Genomic DNA, 16,642 nt, shown 5'->3' on the forward strand with positions numbered 1-16,642 from the left:
ACTGGATCTGCACAGATTTCACTGACTGTGCACGACCTGTGGCTCCCACTGGATCTGCACAGATTTCACTGACTGTGCATGACCTGTGGCTCCCACTGGATCTGCACAGATTTCACTGACTGTGCATGACCTGTGGCTCCCACTGGATCTGCACAGATTTCACTGACTGTGCACGACCTGTGGCTCCCACTGGATCTGCACAGATTTCACTGACTGTGCATGACCTGTAGGAGCGGGTTTACCCGCGAAGAGGCCCGCGCAGGCAACCCTACAGCTTCAATTCCCCAGGCGTCGCCCCGAACAACTGCTTGAAGGCCGCAATGTAGGCCGAAGTCGAGTCATACCCACACCCCAGCGCCGCCCCCGTCACACTCTCCCCCGCCTCCAGCAACGCCAGCGAAGACAGCAAGCGCATGCGCTGCCGCCAGTTGCGAAAACTCAGCCCCGTCTCGCGCTGGAACAAGCGCATCAAGGTCTTCTCCGAACACCCCAGCCGCACCGCCCACTGCTGCAAGGTCTGCGCCTGGTCCGGCTCGGCGATCAGCCCGTTGCACAACGCCAGCAAGCCCGAATGGCGCGGCAAGGGCAGGGAAAAACCGACTTCCGGCAACGTTCGCAGCTGGTCGAGCAGCACCGCCACCAGCCGCCCTTCGGCACTGTCACCCTCGTCATACTCGGCCGGATACAGGCAGAACTGCTTGATCAGCTCGCGCGCCAGCGGCGTCACCTCCAGCACCCGACACTGCGCCGCTGCCCACGGACAGGCATCCCGGCGAATGTACAGGCTGCGCATCTCCGCCTGGCCGGAAGTCACCACCTCATGCTCGGCATCGGCCGGGATCCACACCCCCCACTGGGGCGGGGCGAAGTAGCTGCCATCGCCGGTGTACACCCCCAGCACACCGCTGATGGCGTAGGAAAACTGCACCCAGTCATGGCTGTGGCGGGTGGTCCAGGAGCCCGCACCGAGGCTTTCGGCGCGGGCATAGAGTGGCCTTGGCAGGTATTCGAGGGCAGGAATGGCGCGGGGATGTCCGGTTGTCTGCATGGCGGCTTCTTATCCTTCTGAGCAGACAAGCCTACCAGAGATCAGCGCCGCCCCCTGTAGGAGCGGCCTTGTGTCGCGAAAGGGGCGCGCAGCGGCCCCAGGACATCAGCTAAATCACCGATTGACGGGGCCGCTTCGCAGCCCTTTCGCGACGCAAGGCCGCTCCTACAAAAAGCGCATGTGTCAGCGCTCCACGATCACCGTCACCCCCTGCCCTCCCGCCGCACAGATCGAAATCAACCCACGCCCCTTCCCGGCCTTGCTCAGCAACTTGGCCAGGTTGGCCAGAATCCGCCCCCCGGTCGCCGCAAATGGATGCCCCGCCGCCAGCGAACTGCCCTTCACATTCAGCTTGCTGCGATCGATCGCCCCAAGCGGCGCGTCCAGCCCCAACCGCTCACGGCAGTACTCGGCATCCTCCCAGGCCTTGAGCGTGCACAGCACCTGCGCGGCAAAGGCCTCGTGGATCTCGTAGTAATCGAAGTCCTGCAGGCTCAGGCCGTTGCGCGCCAGCAAGCGCGGTACCGCATACACCGGCGCCATCAGCAACCCTTCGCGGCCAGTGACGAAATCCACCGCGGCCGTCTCGCCGTCGACCAGGTACGCCAGCACCGGCAACCCCTGCTCTTGCGCCCACTGTTCGGTCCCCAGCAGCACCAGCGAGGCGCCATCGGTCAATGGCGTCGAGTTGCCCGCCGTCAGCGTGCCCAGGCCGCTGCGATCAAAGGCCGGCTTGAGCCCGGCCAGTTGCGCCGCGGTCAGGTCAGGGCGCAGGTTGTTGTCACGGGTCAGGCCCAGAAACGGCGTCAGCAGGTCATCCTGCCAGCCCTCGGCGTAGGCTTCCGCCAGATGCCGATGACTGAGCAGCGCCAGTTCATCCTGCTCGGCGCGACCGATCTGCCAGGCCTGCGCCATGCGTTCGCAATGCTCGCCCATCGACAACCCGGTGCGCGGTTCGCCATTACGTGGCAGCTCAGGCTTGAGGTGGTGCGGGCGCAACTGCAGGAACGGCTTGAGGCGCTCGGCCAGGGTCTTGCCACGGTTGGCCTGGAGCAGGATGCGCCGCAGCCCTTCGTTGACCGCGATCGGTGCATCGGACGTGGTGTCCACGCCCCCGGCGATGCCGCTGTCGATCTGCCCCAGGGCAATCTTGTTGGCCACCAGCAGCGCCGCCTCCAGGCCCGTGCCGCAGGCTTGCTGGATGTCATAGGCCGGGGTCTGCGCCGACAGCCGCGAGCCCAACACGCATTCGCGGGTCAGGTTCAGGTCACGCGCATGCTTGAGCACCGCCCCCGCCGCCACCTCGCCCAGGCGCAGGCCATGCAGGCGGTAGCGCTCGACCAGGCCTTCGAGGGCGGCGGTGAGCATCGCCTGGTTGCTGGCGGTGGCGTAGGCGCCGTTGGAGCGGGCGAAGGGGATTCGGTTGCCGCCCAGGATTGCGACCCGGCGTGGTGACTGCATGCGCGCGTTCCTCCAGAAATATCTTGAACCGTACAGCCTAGGTGTTTTTGCCCCAGGCGAACGACCTGGCCATGAAGTTGGTCCACACTTGCATGCTTGCCTTCAGGGAGACCCGCACATGAGCGACCGCTATCTCGACTTCGCCAACTCCAACCTCGGCCGCCGCCTCGTCGATGCCCTCGGTCTGCCGCGCCCGGCGCCGCTGGAGCGTTGGCAGGCGGGCCGCCTGCGGCCGCTGGAAGGCGCCCTGGTGCTGGGCGGCGGGCCGTTGGCGCAGCAGGTCGAGGCGATCGCCGCGCGCCTCACCGACCAGGTCTACCGCTTCAACGCCGAAGGCTTGCAGGCCCCGGCCTGGGTCGCCGGCCTGGGGGCGAAGATCAAGGCCCTGGTGTTCGATGCCAGTGAACTGTCCGACAGCGACCAGCTCAGCCAGTTGCGCGAATTCTTCCAGCCGCTGCTGCGCAGCCTGGCGCCCTGCGCCCACGTGGTGATCCTTGGCCGGCCCCCGGAGGCGCTCGACGACCCGCTGGCCAGGGTCGCCCAACGCGCCCTGGAAGGCTTCAGCCGTTCGCTGGCCAAGGAACTGCGCAATGGCGCCACCGCTCAGCTGCTGTACGTGGGTGACGGCGCGGATGGCCAGCTCGAAGGCGCCTTGCGCTTCTTCCTGTCGCCCAAAAGCGCGTTCGTTTCCGGCCAGGTTGTGCGCTTGCAGGCGTGCAGCGCCCAGGTCGCGGACTGGACCCGCCCGCTCGCCGGCCGCCGCGCTCTGGTCACTGGCGCGGCGCGAGGCATCGGCGCGGCCATCGCCGAAACCCTGGCCCGTGACGGTGCCGAGGTGATGCTGCTCGACGTGCCGCAGGCCCAGCAGGACCTCGACGCCCTCGCCGCACGCCTGGGCGGCAAGGCGCTGGGCCTGGACATCTGCGCCAGCGATGCCGCGGCCCGGTTGCTCGAAGCACTGCCCGACGGCATCGACATCGTCGTGCACAACGCCGGCATCACCCGCGACAAGACCCTGGCCAACATGACCCCGGATTACTGGGACGCGGTGCTGGCGGTCAACCTCAAGGCGCCCCAGGTACTGACCCAGGCCCTGTTCGACGCCGGCGCCCTCGGCGCGGATGCGCGCATCACCCTGCTGGCGTCGGTCAGCGGCATCGCCGGCAACCGCGGCCAGGCCAACTACGCGGCGAGCAAGGCCGGGCTGATCGGCCTGGCCGAGGCCTGGGCTCCGACGCTGGCCGAACGCGGCGCCAGCATCAATGCCGTGGCGCCCGGTTTCATCGAGACCCACATGACCGCCGCCATGCCCGTGGGGCTGCGCGAGGCCGGCCGGCGCCTGAGCTCGCTGGGCCAGGGCGGGCGCCCGCAGGATGTTGCCGAGGCCATCGCCTGGCTCAGCCAGCCGGGTTCCGGTGCGGTCAATGGCCAGGTGCTGCGGGTCTGCGGCCAGGCCTTGATGGGAGCCTGACCATGAACCGCCCCTGGATCGACCTGCCCAGCCCCGACTCACGCGCCAGCCTCTACCTGCGCGCCGCCAGCAAACGCAAGATCAGCGGCGACACCCTGCCCGCAGCAGGCCTGCGCAGTTTCATCCGTGTGCAACCCGGCAACCTGGCGGCCTACCGCAAGCTCTGCCACTTCACCGATGACCGCCGCCTGCCGGGCACCTACCCGCACGTGATGGCCTTCAGCCTGCAACTGCAACTGCTGACCGCCCGCGAATTCCCCTTCCCGCTGCTGGGGCTGGTGCACCTGCACAATCGCATCGAAGTGCTGCGCCCCCTGGGTGGCATCGACGGGCTGCACTTCGCCGTGCATGCCGACAACCTGCAAGCGCACGCCAAGGGCGGCACCTTCGACCTGGTCACCGAAGCCGAGGATGGCCTCGGCCTGCTCTGGCGCGAAACCAGCCGCATGCTGGTGCGTGGCCTGAAACTCGATGGCCAGCCCGCTGACGGCCCGGAGCGCGACCCCATGCCGCTGCCGGAGGCGACGCGCTGGTACGCCGACAGTGATATCGGCCGGCGCTATGCCAGGGTGTGCGGCGACTACAACCCGATCCACCTCAGCGCCGCCAGCGCGCGGCTGTTCGGCTTCCCCACGGCGATCGCCCATGGCATGTGGAGCCAGGCGATGGCTCTGGCGGCGCTGCACACCCACCTGCCGGCCAGCAAGTACCTGTTCGAAGTGGACTTTCGCAAACCCGTGCGCCTGCCCTCGGAGGTGGTCCTGAGCGCCAGCGAAGCCGGCCCGGCCGGTGAACTGCGCCTGGACGGGCACGGCGAGCTGCTGCACATGGCCGGGCGCTGGGCAGTGCGCTAGCGCCCTGCAAGCCACTTGCTTTGCATCGGGCCTGCGCGGAAGCTATGCAGTCTTAGGAGACCCCCGATGAACCTGCAAGAACTCACCGAACGCCTGCACCGGATCCGCGACAGCAACGACTGGCGCGGCTTCCACAGCCCGAAGAACCTGGCCATGGCCGCCAGCGTGGAAATGGCCGAGCTGGTGGAAATCTTCCAGTGGCTGAGCGAGGACCAATCGCGCCAGCTGCCGCCCGAGCAACTGGCCCACGCCGGCCAGGAAGTCGGCGACGTGGTCCTCTACCTGTTGCTGCTGTGCAGCGAGCTGGGCCTGGACCTGGAACAGGTGGTGCGGGCCAAGCTGGCCGACAGCGAAAGGCGGTTCGCCCGATGAACGACCGTCACTTCGATGAACTGGCCACGCGTTTCGCCGAAAAGATCTACGGCGGCGCCAAGGGTGCGATCCGCCTGGCCGTGCTCCAGGCCGACCTGGCCGAAGCCATCCCCGACCGCCCGCTGCGGGTGCTCGACATCGGTGCCGGGCTCGGCCACATGGCCCTGTGGCTGGCCCAGCGCGGCCACCAGGTCACCTTGGCCGAACCGGCCGCGCCGATGCTCGAAGGTGCCCGCGCGCGCTTCGAGGAGGCCGGCCAGCCGGCCACGTTCATCCAGGCCCCGTGGCAGGAACTGCTTGGCCAGCTCACCCAGCCCTACGACCTGGTGCTGTGCCACGCCGTGCTCGAATGGCTGGCCGAACCCGAGAGCATCCTGCCGGTGCTGCACCAGCTGACCGCCCCCGGTGGCTGGCTGTCGCTGGCCTTCTACAACCGCGACGCGCTGGTCTATCGCAACCTGCTCAAGGGCCATTTCCGCAAGTTGCGCAGCAACCGGCTGGAAGGCGAAAAGCAGAGCCTGACCCCGCAGAAACCACTTGATCCGCGTGAACTCAAGGCGCAACTTGAAGGCATGTGGCAAGTCGAAAGCGAGAGTGGCGTACGGGTGTTCCACGACTTCATGCCCAAGGAGTTCCAGGCCAAGGCCGAGCTGCTCGACCTGCTGGAAATGGAACTGGCCCACCGCCGCCACCCAAGCTTCGCCGGGCTCGGCCGCTACCTGCACTGGATGTGCCGCCCCCGCTGACCCGCCCGCCGGGAGGACTACATGCCGTATCGCCTGATCTGCCTGGCCCTGCTGCCCTTCGCCCTGGCCGCCTGCCAGGGCAGCAACCCCTATGTGGCCAGCAGCCGCCCGCTGCCACCGGCGCCGCCGCAGGCCGCCAGTACCTTCGACGCCAGCGCCTACCCCTCGGCACCGCGTGACTACGGGCGCTACCGCAGCTGGAGCTGGCGCAACGGCCAGTTGCCAAGCGGCACTGCCGACGCCGCCCCCGGGCAATTGGCCGACGCCGTCAGCGGCGCCCTCGACCAGCACGGCCTGCGCCCGGCCCGCGGCACCAGCGGTGATCTGCTGGTCAGCGCCGACCTGCGCCTGGAGCGGCGCCTGCGCCAGGTGCGGGACTACGACTACGACCCCTATTACGGCCCGTACCCCTACGGCGGCGTCGGTTTCGGCGGCTACCGCAACGGTTACGGCGCCTATGGCAGCGTGCCGGTCGTGCGCACCTACGAAGTGGAGGTGATGGTGGTGCGCATCGACCTGTTCGATGCCCGCAACGGCCAGCCGGTGTGGAGCGCCAGCGCGGAGAGCGGCAGCGACAAGAGCTCGCCACGCGAGCGCGAGGCCGCCCTGCGCGAATCGGTGCACAAGGCACTCAACGGCTATCCTCCCAGTTGACCTCTAACGGAGAACCATCATGTTGCGCCGCCTCGTTCTACTGTCCTTGGCGCTGTTGCTCACCGCCTGCTCGAGCAACAACGTGCAGCAGGATTTCGACGCCAGCCGCGATTTCGCCGCCTACCGCAGCTGGGCGTGGCAGGAGCCGGGCCTGCAATACCGCCCGGACGACCCACGCATCAAGAGCGACCTCACCGAACAGCGCATCCGCCAGGCGGTGGCCGACAACCTCGACCAGCGCGGCCTGCGCCCGGCCCAGGGCAATGCGCGGCCTGATGTCAGGGTACGGGCCTACCTGATCGTCGAACAGCGCCAGCAACAGATCACCACCAACTACGGTGGCGGCTGGGGTGGCTACTGGAACGGTTACTGGGGCGGCCCGATGTACAACGAGACCCGCAGCGTCGACTACAAGGTCGCGACCATCCAGGTGGACCTGTTCGACGGCCGTGACGGCAAGCTGGTCTGGCGCGGCAGCGCCGAGCAGATCATGAACAACTACCCGCCAGGCCCACAAGAACGCAACAGCGCGATCCAGAAGACCGTTGCCCAGGTCATGGCCAACTACCCGCCAGGTCGCACCAGGTAACCGTCGTAGGAGCGGCCTCGTGTCGCGAAAGGGCCGCAGAGCGGCCCCGGCAATTTCTGCTGCGAAGCTAAAAACCGGGGCCGCTTTGCGGCCCTTTCGCGACACAAGGCCGCTCCTACACAATCTTTTTACCTTCGTCTTCCCTGCCCGTTCGTCAGATCGCGTCTACCCTGATTAGGAAACCTGACTAAGCGGGTAAGTGTTCAACGATTAGGGAAGGCGACCTGCCAATGCAAAGCATTGTTCTCCTGCTGTGGCTTGCCTTGTGCACCGAACAAGATATTCGCGAACGCCAGATCGCCAACTTCCTGACCCTGGGCTTTGCCGCAGGCGCCCTGGTCTGGCTGTTCGCCACCGGCCACAGCTGGATCGGCGCTGACGCCAACGACGCCGGCTGGGCCCTGGCGATCGTCATGCTGCTGACCCTGCCAGGCTACATGCTCGGCCGCTTCGGCGCCGACGACGTCAAGCTGATGGGTGCCCTGGCCCTGGCCACCAGCCCGCAATACGTGCTCGGCACCTTCATTGGCGCCGGGGTCAGCGTGGTGCTGTGGATGATGACGCGTCGGCGCCTGTGGACCCTGCTCAACCCCAAGGTCAAGAAGCGCCTGCAGGCCCTTACCGAGGAAATGGGCGACAAACAGGCCTTCGTGCCCTACGTGCTGGCGGGCTTTTTATTGACCGCCGTATGGATCCAATAATCGACCCTGTGGTCCGAAACCTTGTACATCCCTTGTACAGAATCACTAGCAGCGTCTACTTTTAAGCTGCCAGAGCGTCTGGCCCGGGAGCAGGGCTACTTACGAACAGGGAGTGGATCGTGAACAAGTCTTTGAGTGAGGTGAAAGTGCTGGTGGTTGACGACCAGCCACTGATCGTCGAACAGCTGTGCGAGTTTCTGCAAAGCCAGGGTCATCCCTGCGTCGCGGCCCATTCCACCGAAGAAGCCATCCAGTGCTACGAGCAGGACCATGCCATTGGCTTGATCCTTTGCGACCTGCACATGCCGGGGCGTGATGGCATCGAACTGATGCGCGCGCTGAAAGCGATGACCGGTCAACGGATGTTCGAAGCGATCATGCTCACCGGCCGCGCCGAAAAGCAGGACGTGATCCGCGCCTTGCGCGCCGGCTTCTCCGATTACTACCAGAAACCCATGGACTTCGAGGAACTGCTCGAGGGCGTGCGCCGCCAGGAGCAGATCCTGCGCGAGCGCAAGGCCAACCTGCAGGACCTTGGCACCCTCAACCAGCGCCTGCAGGACCTGGCCGGCTCCATCGACCAACTCTACCAGGACCTGGAAAAAGCCCGCGGCCAGGGCGTTCACCGCCGCGCCACCGATGTCGAGGAAGCCGAAGGCGACCTGCCCGCCGCCTTCGAGAAGCTCTCGCCCCGCCAGCTGGAAGTCGCCCGCCTGGTGAGCAAGGGCAAGACCAACTACCAGATCGCCTGCGAACTGGGGATCACCGAGAACACCGTAAAACTGTATGTGTCCCAGGTGCTGCGCCTGACCCACATGCACAACCGCACACAGCTGGCCCTGGCTTTGACACCCAGTTCCTCGCCGGTGCATCAGCGCTTCACCACCCACTGACCCCGCAGGAGCGAGCGGGAGGGGTTCTCAGTCGCTGACCTGGAACGCCACCCGTGCGGTCTCGCCGCTCTCGTCGAGCGCGCTCAGCTCGACCTGCCCAGCCTGCTCGAAACGCACCTGCAAGCTGTCCTGGCCTTCGGTTTCGCCCACCGGCTGACCGTTGAGGAACCACCAGCGCCGCCCGCCCCCACCCAGCGCCGAAACGTGCAGTTGCAGCGGCTCCCGGCTGGTGGCCGGGCGGCGCAGGTTGTCGCCGGGGCGCACGCCGACGATCGACAGCGGTGGTGCGCTGGCCGGCACCTGCGGGGGGCAGCTCGGGTCCACCGCCGGCAGCCGCGCCGCACGCCGCTCGACGCGGGGCAACCAAGGCTCCAGCGGCGCCGGCCAGAGGGCGACCACACGTGGCGTGGCCCCGGGGCAGCTGCCGTCGACCCGCAGCCCCTGGGCATTGACCCAGATACTGTCACGCAGGCCGAGCCCCAGCGGTTGGTCGGCCGCCATCAGCGTCGGCGGCGTGGTGCGCTCGAGGGTCCAGGCGAAGCGCAGGCGACGGCAGTTCGGGTCCTGCTTGCTCAGCGGCTGGCCCAGTGGCCAGCAGATCGCGGCCACGCCGACACTGCCCGGCACCTGCTCGACCGGCGGGCGAAGGCCGCGCTGGCTGTCGCGGTTGCTCAGCAGGTCGTGCACCTGCAGCATCAGTGGCGCCGCCGAGGCCAGGCCGAACTGGCCGGGCACCGGGGTGCCGTCGGGGCGGCCGATCCATACGCCGATCAGGTAGCGCGGCCCCACGCCGATCGACCAGGCATCGCGAAAGCCGTAGCTGGTGCCGGTCTTCCAGGCCAGTTGCGGGCGTTGCACCAGTTCGGCATGGGGGTCGCGGTCGGGTCGAGCCTGGCCGCTGAGGATGCGGCGGATGATCCAGGCCGCGCCAGGCGACATCAGCCGCCGCTCCAGCAGCGGGTCCTGGGGTTGCAGGCGCACCTGCGCACTGTTGCCGGCCCGCGCCAGGGCCGCATAGCCGCCGACCAGGTCTTCCAGGCGGCTGCCGGCGCCGCCGAGGATCAACGCCAGGTTGGGCTCGGCCAGCGGCGGCAGCGCCAGCGGCACGCCGGCCATGCGCAACTGGGCGGCGAAGCGCTTGGGGCCATAGGCTTCGAGCAACTGTACCGCCGGCAGGTTGAGCGACAACGCCAGGGCCGAGCTGGCCGACACCGGGCCGCTGAAGCCCATGGAGAAGTTGCCGGGACGGTAGTCGCCGTAACGCCGCGGCACATCCTGCAGCAGCGATTCGGAATGGATCAGGCCATCGTCCATGGCCAGGCCGTAGAGAAAGGGCTTGAGCGTCGAACCGGGCGAGCGCAGCGAACGGACCATGTCGACATGACCGAAGCGGCGCTCGTCGGCCAGGTCGATCGAGCCCAGGTAGGCGCGGGTCGCCATGGTCTGCGCGTCGACCACCAGGATTGCCGCCGAGGTGCGCTCCGGCAGGCGCGCGCGCCAGCCCAGCAGCAAGTCCTCCAGGCGCCGCTGCAACGCCGCATCGAGGGTGGTGCGGATCAACGGCGGGCTGTCCGGGGTATTCAGCCGCCGTGCCAGCAGCGGCGCCAGTGCCGGTTCCTGGCGGGGCGCCAGGACCAGGGGCTCTTCGGCGGCTTCCTTGATCTGCGCGGCTGGCCACACCTGGTACTCACCCAGGCGCTGCAGCACCTTGTCGCGGGCCCGCTGGGCGCGCTCGGGATGACGGTCCGGGCGCAGCCGGCTGGGGGCCTGGGGCAGCACCGCCAGCAGCGCCGCCTCGGCGGGGGTGAGCTGCTGCGGCGACTTGCCCAGGTAGGCCCAGCTGGCCGCCGCCACGCCCTGCAAGGTGCCGCCGAAGGGCGCGCGGTCGAGGTAGATCTGCAGGATCTCGCCCTTGGACAGGTGCCACTCCAGCTGCGCCGTGCGCCACAGCTGGCGCAGCTTGCCGGCCAGGGTCCGCTGGTGCGGGTCGAGCAGGCGCGCCACCTGCATCGACAGCGTGCTGCCCCCGGACACCACGCGGCCGCCGCGCAGGTTGAGCCAGGCGGCGCGTGCCAGCGCCAGCGGGTTGACCCCGAGATGATGATAGAACCAGCGGTCCTCGTAGGTCAGCAGGGCCTGCAGGTATAACGGCGAGACCTGGTCGGCGCTGACCGGGTAGCGCCATACGCCATCGGCATCGGCAAAGCGCCACAACGGCGTGCCGTCCTCGGCCAGCACCACCCGCGCCAGGTCGTCGGCCGGCATCGGCAACGGCCACAAACGATCGGCCAGCCACAGCAGGCCGAGCGTCATTACGGCGCCGATCAGCAACCTGCGCACGAGCCTTCCCGCGCGGGTACGTGGCCGCGCTAAGCTAGGCATCGGGAACCGACCTGGCCAGGTGATGGCCAAAGGCTTGGGAACGGCAGATTCGCCGATTCGTTCATCAGGAAGCAGCTATGCATGTAGAAGGTTTTTTCGAGTGGCTTGGCCAGGCACTGGGTTCATTGATCCGCTTCATCGTCGACGCCTTGAGCGGCCTGTTCAACCTGCTGGCCAACGCCGGTGGCAATTTCATCGATGGCCTGGCGCGCACGCTGGGCATGGACACCTCGCTGATCAGCATCCTGGCCCTGATCATCGGCCTGGTGCTGCTGTACTCGGCCATCCGCGCCTTCATGCGCGCCTCGATCATCGCCGGGATCATCTGGCTGGTGCTGGGGTTGTGGGTGATGAGCTGGGTCATTCACTGAAGCTGCCCTGGGTCGCTGTTTTGTAGGAGCGGCCTTGTGTCGCGAAAGGGCCGCAAAGCGGCCCCGGCAATTTCTGCTGCGAAGCTAATAACCGGGGCTGCTATGCAGCCCTTTCGCGACACAAGGCCGCTCCTACAGAGAGCGCGCTATTTATCTGGCCTTCACCGTCATCTCCCCCTGCCCATCCCCCACCGCCTGCAGGTTCGGCCGGTACATCGACTCCACCTGCGGCGGCGGCACCCGGTAGGTGCCCGGGGTCACCGCCCGCGCCAGGTACAGCAGGTGCGTGGTGCCATAGCCGTCGAGCTTGAGCGCCGCCACGTAGCGGTCGTCACGGTACTCCTGGTGCACCACGCTGGCGTTCTGCATCGACTCGCGCCACTGCTTCACCGCACTGCTGGCGTTGTCCAGGCTGGCGGCGCTCTGCGCCAGGTTCTGGTTCTCCAGCTCCAGGCCCGCCGGCAGCAGGTCGACCACCAGGGCATCCGGTACCCGGTCGCTGGCCTTGAGCGCCAGGTGCACCAGTACCAGGTCGCCGCTGCGCAGGTTGTGCAGGTCCAGCGGCTGGCCGTTCATGCCCAGGTAGTCCCGGCGGATCTCCATGCCGTTGCCAGCGGCGGCAGGCGCCTGGCGCGGGTAGCCCGACAAGGTCAGTTGCTGGTAGAGGGTTTCGCCGCCTTCGTTGTGCACGCTCAGCGGCGAGGCCAGCAACGGGCCTTCGAGCTTCATGCCGGCCTCGGCATTGTTGAACTCACGCACCTCCCCGGCACTGTCCAGACGCGCCTTCCAGGGCGCCTCCGGCTTGCCCAGCAGGCCGCGGCCAGCCAGGAACAGGGCGTTGCGCTCCTGGGTCGACAACCAGCGATTGGCCGCCAGCTCGTCCGACAGGGCGAACAGACGCTGGTCGACCTGGTTGCTGGCCAGCTTGCTCTCCTGCAACAGCGCCAGGATGAGCGCCTGGTCACGCAGGCTGCTGCCGTAGTCGGCCATCCAGCCCTTGCTGCGGCCGATGCCCAGGCCCGCCTGCAACGCCTGCTCGGCGCGCGGCTTGTCACCCATGGCGTCCAGTGCCACCGCCAGTTGCACCAGCGGCAGCCCGGAACGGGCATCGGCACGGCGCTCGAACAGGCTGCGCAGCGCGCCCAGCGGCGCCTGCTGGCTGCGAGACAGCACCAGCGCGGCATAGGCCTGCACGGCAAAGCGGGTGTGCTCGGCGTTCTCGCTGTAGTCGACCTCGATCAGGTTGCGTTCCTGCAGGTAGCGCAGCAGGCGTTCGTTGGCCTTCTTCAGGGCCTCGGCCGGCACGCCGTAGCCCTGGTCGCGGGCACGCAGCAGGAAGTCGGTGACATAGGCGGTCAGCCAGTATTCCTCTTCGCTGTCCGAACTCCACAGGCCGAAGCTACCGTTGTAGCGCTGCATGCCCAGCAGGTGCTCGATGCCCATCTCGATCTTGCGCTTGCGCACCTCGCCCGGCTCGCCCTTGATGCCCAGGCGCTTGAGGCTATCGGCATCGGCGTACAACGACGGGTAGAGGCCGCTGGTGGTCTGTTCCAGGCAGCCATAGGGGTAGGCTTCGAGGGCGCGGATCTGCTCGGCCAGGTTCAGCGGCGGGCGGCTCGACAACACCAGGCTGGCCTCCAGGCCTGCCGGTTCGAAGGCTGCCAGGTCGCTTTCCGGCAGGGTCCACGGCTGGTCCTTGAGGGCCACGCGGAAGTGCTTGAGCATGGCCGGGTAGGCCGGGCGCACGCCCAGGGTCCACTCGCGCTCGAAGGTATTCGCCGGTTCCCCCGGCAATTGCAGGCCAGTGACCCGCACCTGCACCTTGCCCTGGCCCAGGCCGCCCTGGGCCTGCACCGGGATCAGCAGGGTGCGGCGCTGGCCCTCGGTCAGGGCGACGCTCTGCTGCGTGCTGGCGGTCAGGCTCAGCTGGCCCTCGGTGACGATCTCGACGTTCAACTGTTGGGCGCTGCCCGACAGGTTGGCCAGGTCCAGCGCCAGGCTGGTGCGGTCGCCGCCCGCGAGGAAGCGCGGCGCCGACAGCTCGGCAATCAGCGGCGCAGCCACCACGGTCTTGCCCTCGGCCATGCCGAAGTGCTCGTCGGTCCAGGCCTGGGCCATCAAGCGCAGTTCACCGTTGAAGTCCGGGATATCGACCGTCGCCTCGCCTTCGCCCTGCTCGTTCAAGGTCACCGGCAAGCTTTGCTGGGCGACGATGGTCACCGTGGTGTTGGGGCGCTTGCCGCCCTTGGCCATCGCCGCGTCACCACCGAACGCCAGGCTGGCCAGGCGCCCCTGGCCGGCTTCGATCAGCTGGCCGTAGATATCCAGTTGATCGGCACCATAGGCCTTGCGGCCGAACAGGCTGGCGAACGGGTCGGGGGTCTTGAAGTCGGTGATGTTGAGGATACCCACGTCAACCGCAGACAGCAGCACATGCACCTGTTTCGGCACGCTGCCGTCGGCATTGGCGGCCTTGATCTTCACCGTCAGCGCTTGCTTGGGCCGCATCTTCTCCGGTGCCTGCAGGCTGACCGCGAGCTTGCGCTCGGCACGCGCCAGCGGCAGGTGCAGCACGCCGACGGCGCGCTTGGGCGTGGCGTTGGCCTTGCGCTCGCCAGGGCGGATCACCAGGGCACTGATGTACAGGTCATGGCGCGCCCACTGCTTGTCCAACTGCACGTCGAAGGTCTTGCCCTCGGCCGGCACCTCGATTTCCTGCCACCACAGCGGGCCTTCGCTGGACTCGATCATCAGGTAGCCGCTGCCAGCCGCCGGTGGCGTCACGGTGACCTTGGCGGTGGCGCCGTCGGCGTAGGCCGGCTTGTCCAGCGCCAGCTTGACCTGGTCCGGGCGCACCGCGCCGCCTTCGGCGTTGTCCTGGGCGCGGTAGCCGGCCCAGAAGCGCTCGCTGGACACCAGGCCGGTTTCGGGGTCTTCCACCTCGACCCGATACGGGCCCCACTCCACCTGGAAGTTCAGCCTGGCGGTGGAGCCGGCCTTGACGTTGACGGTCTGCTCGCTCTGGGTGAGGAATTTCTCGTTGTAGTTGTAGCTCCAGCCGTCGCTCTGGGAGTAGTTCCAGTAATAGTCACGGCGTTCGCGGATCAGCCGCACCTTGAGGTCGTTGGCGGCCAGCTTGTTACCCTCGCGGTCGGCCACCAGGAACTCGAATTCCACCGGGCCGTCGCTGTCGGTTTCCTCGCCCTCGAACAGGCCACGCAGGCCCGGCAGGCGCTCGGCCGGCCAGATGGGCTGTTCCAGGCGCCGGGTGATCGGCCGGCCACCGGACTCCTGCAGGCTGGCCTGCACGGTCAGTTGCAACGGTGAACGGGCTTCGGCCCAGCGGCTTTCGATGTCGATCACGGCCTTGCCGGCCTGGTCGAGGGTGACTTCGTCCAGCTCCAGGTCCTGGTTCAGCTCGGTTTCGCTGACCGAGCCGAACTGGTAGCCCGGCAATGCCGGCACCGCTTCACGCAGCGGGCGCACATAGGCCTGGCCGCTCAGGCGATTGCCCGCGGCTGGCGCGCCGTACAGATAGCGGCCATTGACCTGGATCTGCGCATTCTCGTCGGGCGACAACGGCGTGTCGCTGCCCTTGAGCTCCAGCGCCAGGCGCTCGGGGAGGAAGTCCTCGACGAGGAATTCGTAGACCTGCTTGCGCTCGCCACCGAGGTCGAGCAGCAACTGCCAGCGACCGGTAGGCGCTTCAGTGGCCAGTTGCAGCTGGTATTGGTAGAGGCCGTTGGCATCGGCCTCCCAGACGAACTTGCGGCTGACCTGCTCATCCGGGCGGCGCACTTCCACGCTGACCGGCTGGGCCTTCACCGGCTTGCCGTCCTGGTCGCGCAGCAGGCCGTTGAGCAGCACCGTTTCACCTGGGCGATACAGGTCGCGCGGGCCGAAGATGAAGAACTGCAGCGGGTTGGCCTGGGGCCCGGTGATGTCGAATTCGGCCAGGTCCAGGGCGGCGGTGTTCAGGCGCAGCAGGGTGGTGTGCACGCCCTGGGTGGCGATCAGGGTATCGGCCTTGGCCGTGATCGGCAGCTGGGCGTGGCCGGCACCGTCGGTCTTGGCCTGGGCCAGCAGCTTGCCCTTGTCGTCATGCAGTTCGAGGTTGACGTCCTTGAGCGCCTTGCCGCCTTCCAGTGCCTGGGCGAACACGTCCAGGCGGTCGCGGTAGCGGTGGGCCGACACGCCGATGTCGCTGAGGGTGAACAGCGTCGCCGGCTGCGAATAATCATAGGTGCCGGACGCACGCATCACCGCCAGGTACACGCCGGGCTCCTGCAGCGGCTTGATCCCGGCGATCGGCAGCAGCACGGTCTCACGGGTGTTGCGCGCCGGGTTGAGGTCGAAGCGGCCGCTGTAGACCAGCTCGGCCATGTCCAGGGTTTCCTTGGACTGGTAGTAGTACAGGCTGCTGTTGCGGCCCCAGCTGGCGAGGAAGGCCGAAAGCATTTCGGGCTTGACCCGGAAGAACTCGACATCCACCTTCGGCACGTTCAGCGCGATCACCGGCAGGCCTTCGGCCAGGCGCGTGGGCAGCAGCGAGCCGCGGCTGGCGAAGCCGACGGTGGGCTGCATGTCACGGGTTTCCAGGCGGGTAACCGATTCGCTGTCGAGCTGCTTGCCGTTGACCGCCAGCAGGCCCTTGTCGACGGTCAGCACCAGCTTGCGCTGCGGCTCCAGGTGGCGCAGGCGCAGTTCCATCTGGTTGTCGGAGAGCTCCCAGGCGCCATCGACCTTGCCCTTCACGGTGTCGACCAGGTGCACCTTGGCGGCCAGGTCCTGCTTGGCATCCAGCGGTGCGGAGAAGCTGATCGACAAGGTGCTGGCACCGTCGAGCTGCACTTCCGAGACATCCAGGACGCTCAGTTCACGGCCCTCGTAGCGCTTGGCGAGGACGGCAGGGTCCTCACGCTTGGGCGCCGGCGCCACGGCCGGGGCACTCGCCGCCGGCTTTTCGGCGGGCACGGGCTTGTCCGGGGTCGAGGAATCACAGGCACTGAGCAAGGCCAGCGCGCAGGCCAGCAACAATCCTTTGTTGAACATGGAGTGGGAACTCTTCGGCAGCGTGAACGTGAGGGCAGCAACTATAGC

13 protein-coding genes are annotated in these 16,642 nt (G+C 67.6%); 9 read left to right on the top strand and 4 right to left on the bottom strand.

The window, feature by feature from the left end; genetic code table 11:
- Positions 1–268: 268 nt before the first annotated feature.
- Both ACIP21_RS10605 and ACIP21_RS10610 read right to left on the bottom strand, forming a co-directional pair.
- Positions 269–1,048: an AraC family transcriptional regulator gene (locus ACIP21_RS10605; protein ID WP_400687151.1), complete on the bottom strand. Its 780-nt coding sequence runs from the start codon at positions 1,046–1,048 to the stop codon at positions 269–271.
- A 183-nt stretch (positions 1,049–1,231) separates the two neighbouring features.
- The gene (locus ACIP21_RS10610; protein ID WP_400687152.1) at positions 1,232–2,509 is read right to left on the bottom strand and encodes an acetyl-CoA C-acetyltransferase; all 1,278 of its coding nucleotides are present in this window, start codon (positions 2,507–2,509) and stop codon (positions 1,232–1,234) included.
- 118 nt (positions 2,510–2,627) lie between these two features.
- Between ACIP21_RS10610 and ACIP21_RS10615 the strand changes: the two genes are divergently transcribed.
- From ACIP21_RS10615 to ACIP21_RS10650, 8 genes are all read left to right on the top strand, one after another.
- Positions 2,628–3,980, top strand: coding sequence for a 3-oxoacyl-ACP reductase (locus tag ACIP21_RS10615; RefSeq protein ID WP_400687154.1), 1,353 nt, complete (start codon positions 2,628–2,630; stop codon positions 3,978–3,980).
- A 2-nt stretch (positions 3,981–3,982) separates the two neighbouring features.
- Positions 3,983–4,834 (top strand): MaoC family dehydratase, encoded by an 852-nt coding sequence (locus ACIP21_RS10620; protein ID WP_400687156.1) that lies wholly within the window; start codon positions 3,983–3,985, stop codon positions 4,832–4,834.
- A gap of 66 nt (positions 4,835–4,900) precedes the next feature.
- Positions 4,901–5,206, top strand: coding sequence for a MazG-like family protein (locus tag ACIP21_RS10625; RefSeq protein ID WP_400687158.1), 306 nt, complete (start codon positions 4,901–4,903; stop codon positions 5,204–5,206).
- Positions 5,203–5,952 (top strand): methyltransferase domain-containing protein, encoded by a 750-nt coding sequence (locus tag ACIP21_RS10630; protein WP_400687160.1) that lies wholly within the window; start codon positions 5,203–5,205, stop codon positions 5,950–5,952. Before ACIP21_RS10625 ends, ACIP21_RS10630 begins: the two co-directional genes overlap by 4 nt.
- A gap of 21 nt (positions 5,953–5,973) precedes the next feature.
- The gene (locus ACIP21_RS10635; RefSeq protein ID WP_400687162.1) at positions 5,974–6,606 is read left to right on the top strand and encodes a DUF4136 domain-containing protein; all 633 of its coding nucleotides are present in this window, start codon (positions 5,974–5,976) and stop codon (positions 6,604–6,606) included.
- 19 nt (positions 6,607–6,625) lie between these two features.
- Positions 6,626–7,195 (top strand): DUF4136 domain-containing protein, encoded by a 570-nt coding sequence (locus ACIP21_RS10640; protein ID WP_400687164.1) that lies wholly within the window; start codon positions 6,626–6,628, stop codon positions 7,193–7,195.
- 230 nt (positions 7,196–7,425) lie between these two features.
- A complete protein-coding gene (locus ACIP21_RS10645; protein ID WP_400687166.1) occupies positions 7,426–7,896 on the top strand; it encodes an A24 family peptidase in 471 nt (156 codons plus the stop codon).
- 119 nt (positions 7,897–8,015) lie between these two features.
- Entirely contained in the window at positions 8,016–8,789 is a 774-nt protein-coding gene (locus tag ACIP21_RS10650; protein ID WP_400687168.1) for a response regulator, read from the top strand.
- A 27-nt stretch (positions 8,790–8,816) separates the two neighbouring features.
- On the opposite strand, the gene pbpC is transcribed toward ACIP21_RS10650, so the two are convergent.
- Positions 8,817–11,171 (bottom strand): peptidoglycan glycosyltransferase PbpC, encoded by a 2,355-nt coding sequence (gene pbpC / locus ACIP21_RS10655; RefSeq protein WP_400687170.1) that lies wholly within the window; start codon positions 11,169–11,171, stop codon positions 8,817–8,819.
- Positions 11,172–11,248: 77 nt separating this feature from the next.
- Here pbpC and ACIP21_RS10660 point away from each other — a divergent pair, with 77 nt between their 5' ends.
- Positions 11,249–11,542, top strand: coding sequence for a hypothetical protein (locus ACIP21_RS10660; RefSeq protein WP_400687172.1), 294 nt, complete (start codon positions 11,249–11,251; stop codon positions 11,540–11,542).
- A 150-nt stretch (positions 11,543–11,692) separates the two neighbouring features.
- Here ACIP21_RS10660 and ACIP21_RS10665 read toward each other — a convergent pair whose 3' ends face one another.
- On the bottom strand, positions 11,693–16,594 hold the full coding sequence (locus tag ACIP21_RS10665; RefSeq protein WP_400687174.1) for an alpha-2-macroglobulin family protein: 4,902 nt from the start codon (positions 16,592–16,594) through the stop codon (positions 11,693–11,695).
- Positions 16,595–16,642: the final 48 nt, after the last annotated feature.

Origin of the sequence: Pseudomonas sp. NPDC089401 (genome assembly GCF_044749485.1) — a bacterium.
Classification (GTDB): Bacteria; Pseudomonadota; Gammaproteobacteria; order Pseudomonadales; family Pseudomonadaceae; genus Aquipseudomonas.

Bases quoted from the DNA above. Each gene is read 5' to 3' on its own strand.
- ACIP21_RS10635 (WP_400687162.1), top strand. From the start codon at position 5,974: ATGCCGTATCGCCTGATCTGCCTGGCCCTGCTGCCCTTCGCCCTGGCC.
- ACIP21_RS10620 (WP_400687156.1), top strand. From the start codon at position 3,983: ATGAACCGCCCCTGGATCGACCTGCCCAGCCCCGACTCACGCGCCAGC.
- ACIP21_RS10605 (WP_400687151.1), bottom strand. From the start codon at position 1,048: ATGCAGACAACCGGACATCCCCGCGCCATTCCTGCCCTCGAATACCTG.
- ACIP21_RS10640 (WP_400687164.1), top strand. From the start codon at position 6,626: ATGTTGCGCCGCCTCGTTCTACTGTCCTTGGCGCTGTTGCTCACCGCC.
- ACIP21_RS10625 (WP_400687158.1), top strand. From the start codon at position 4,901: ATGAACCTGCAAGAACTCACCGAACGCCTGCACCGGATCCGCGACAGC.
- ACIP21_RS10610 (WP_400687152.1), bottom strand. From the start codon at position 2,509: ATGCAGTCACCACGCCGGGTCGCAATCCTGGGCGGCAACCGAATCCCC.
- pbpC (WP_400687170.1), bottom strand. From the start codon at position 11,171: ATGCCTAGCTTAGCGCGGCCACGTACCCGCGCGGGAAGGCTCGTGCGC.
- ACIP21_RS10615 (WP_400687154.1), top strand. From the start codon at position 2,628: ATGAGCGACCGCTATCTCGACTTCGCCAACTCCAACCTCGGCCGCCGC.
- ACIP21_RS10665 (WP_400687174.1), bottom strand. From the start codon at position 16,594: ATGTTCAACAAAGGATTGTTGCTGGCCTGCGCGCTGGCCTTGCTCAGT.
- ACIP21_RS10660 (WP_400687172.1), top strand. From the start codon at position 11,249: ATGCATGTAGAAGGTTTTTTCGAGTGGCTTGGCCAGGCACTGGGTTCA.
- ACIP21_RS10630 (WP_400687160.1), top strand. From the start codon at position 5,203: ATGAACGACCGTCACTTCGATGAACTGGCCACGCGTTTCGCCGAAAAG.
- ACIP21_RS10645 (WP_400687166.1), top strand. From the start codon at position 7,426: ATGCAAAGCATTGTTCTCCTGCTGTGGCTTGCCTTGTGCACCGAACAA.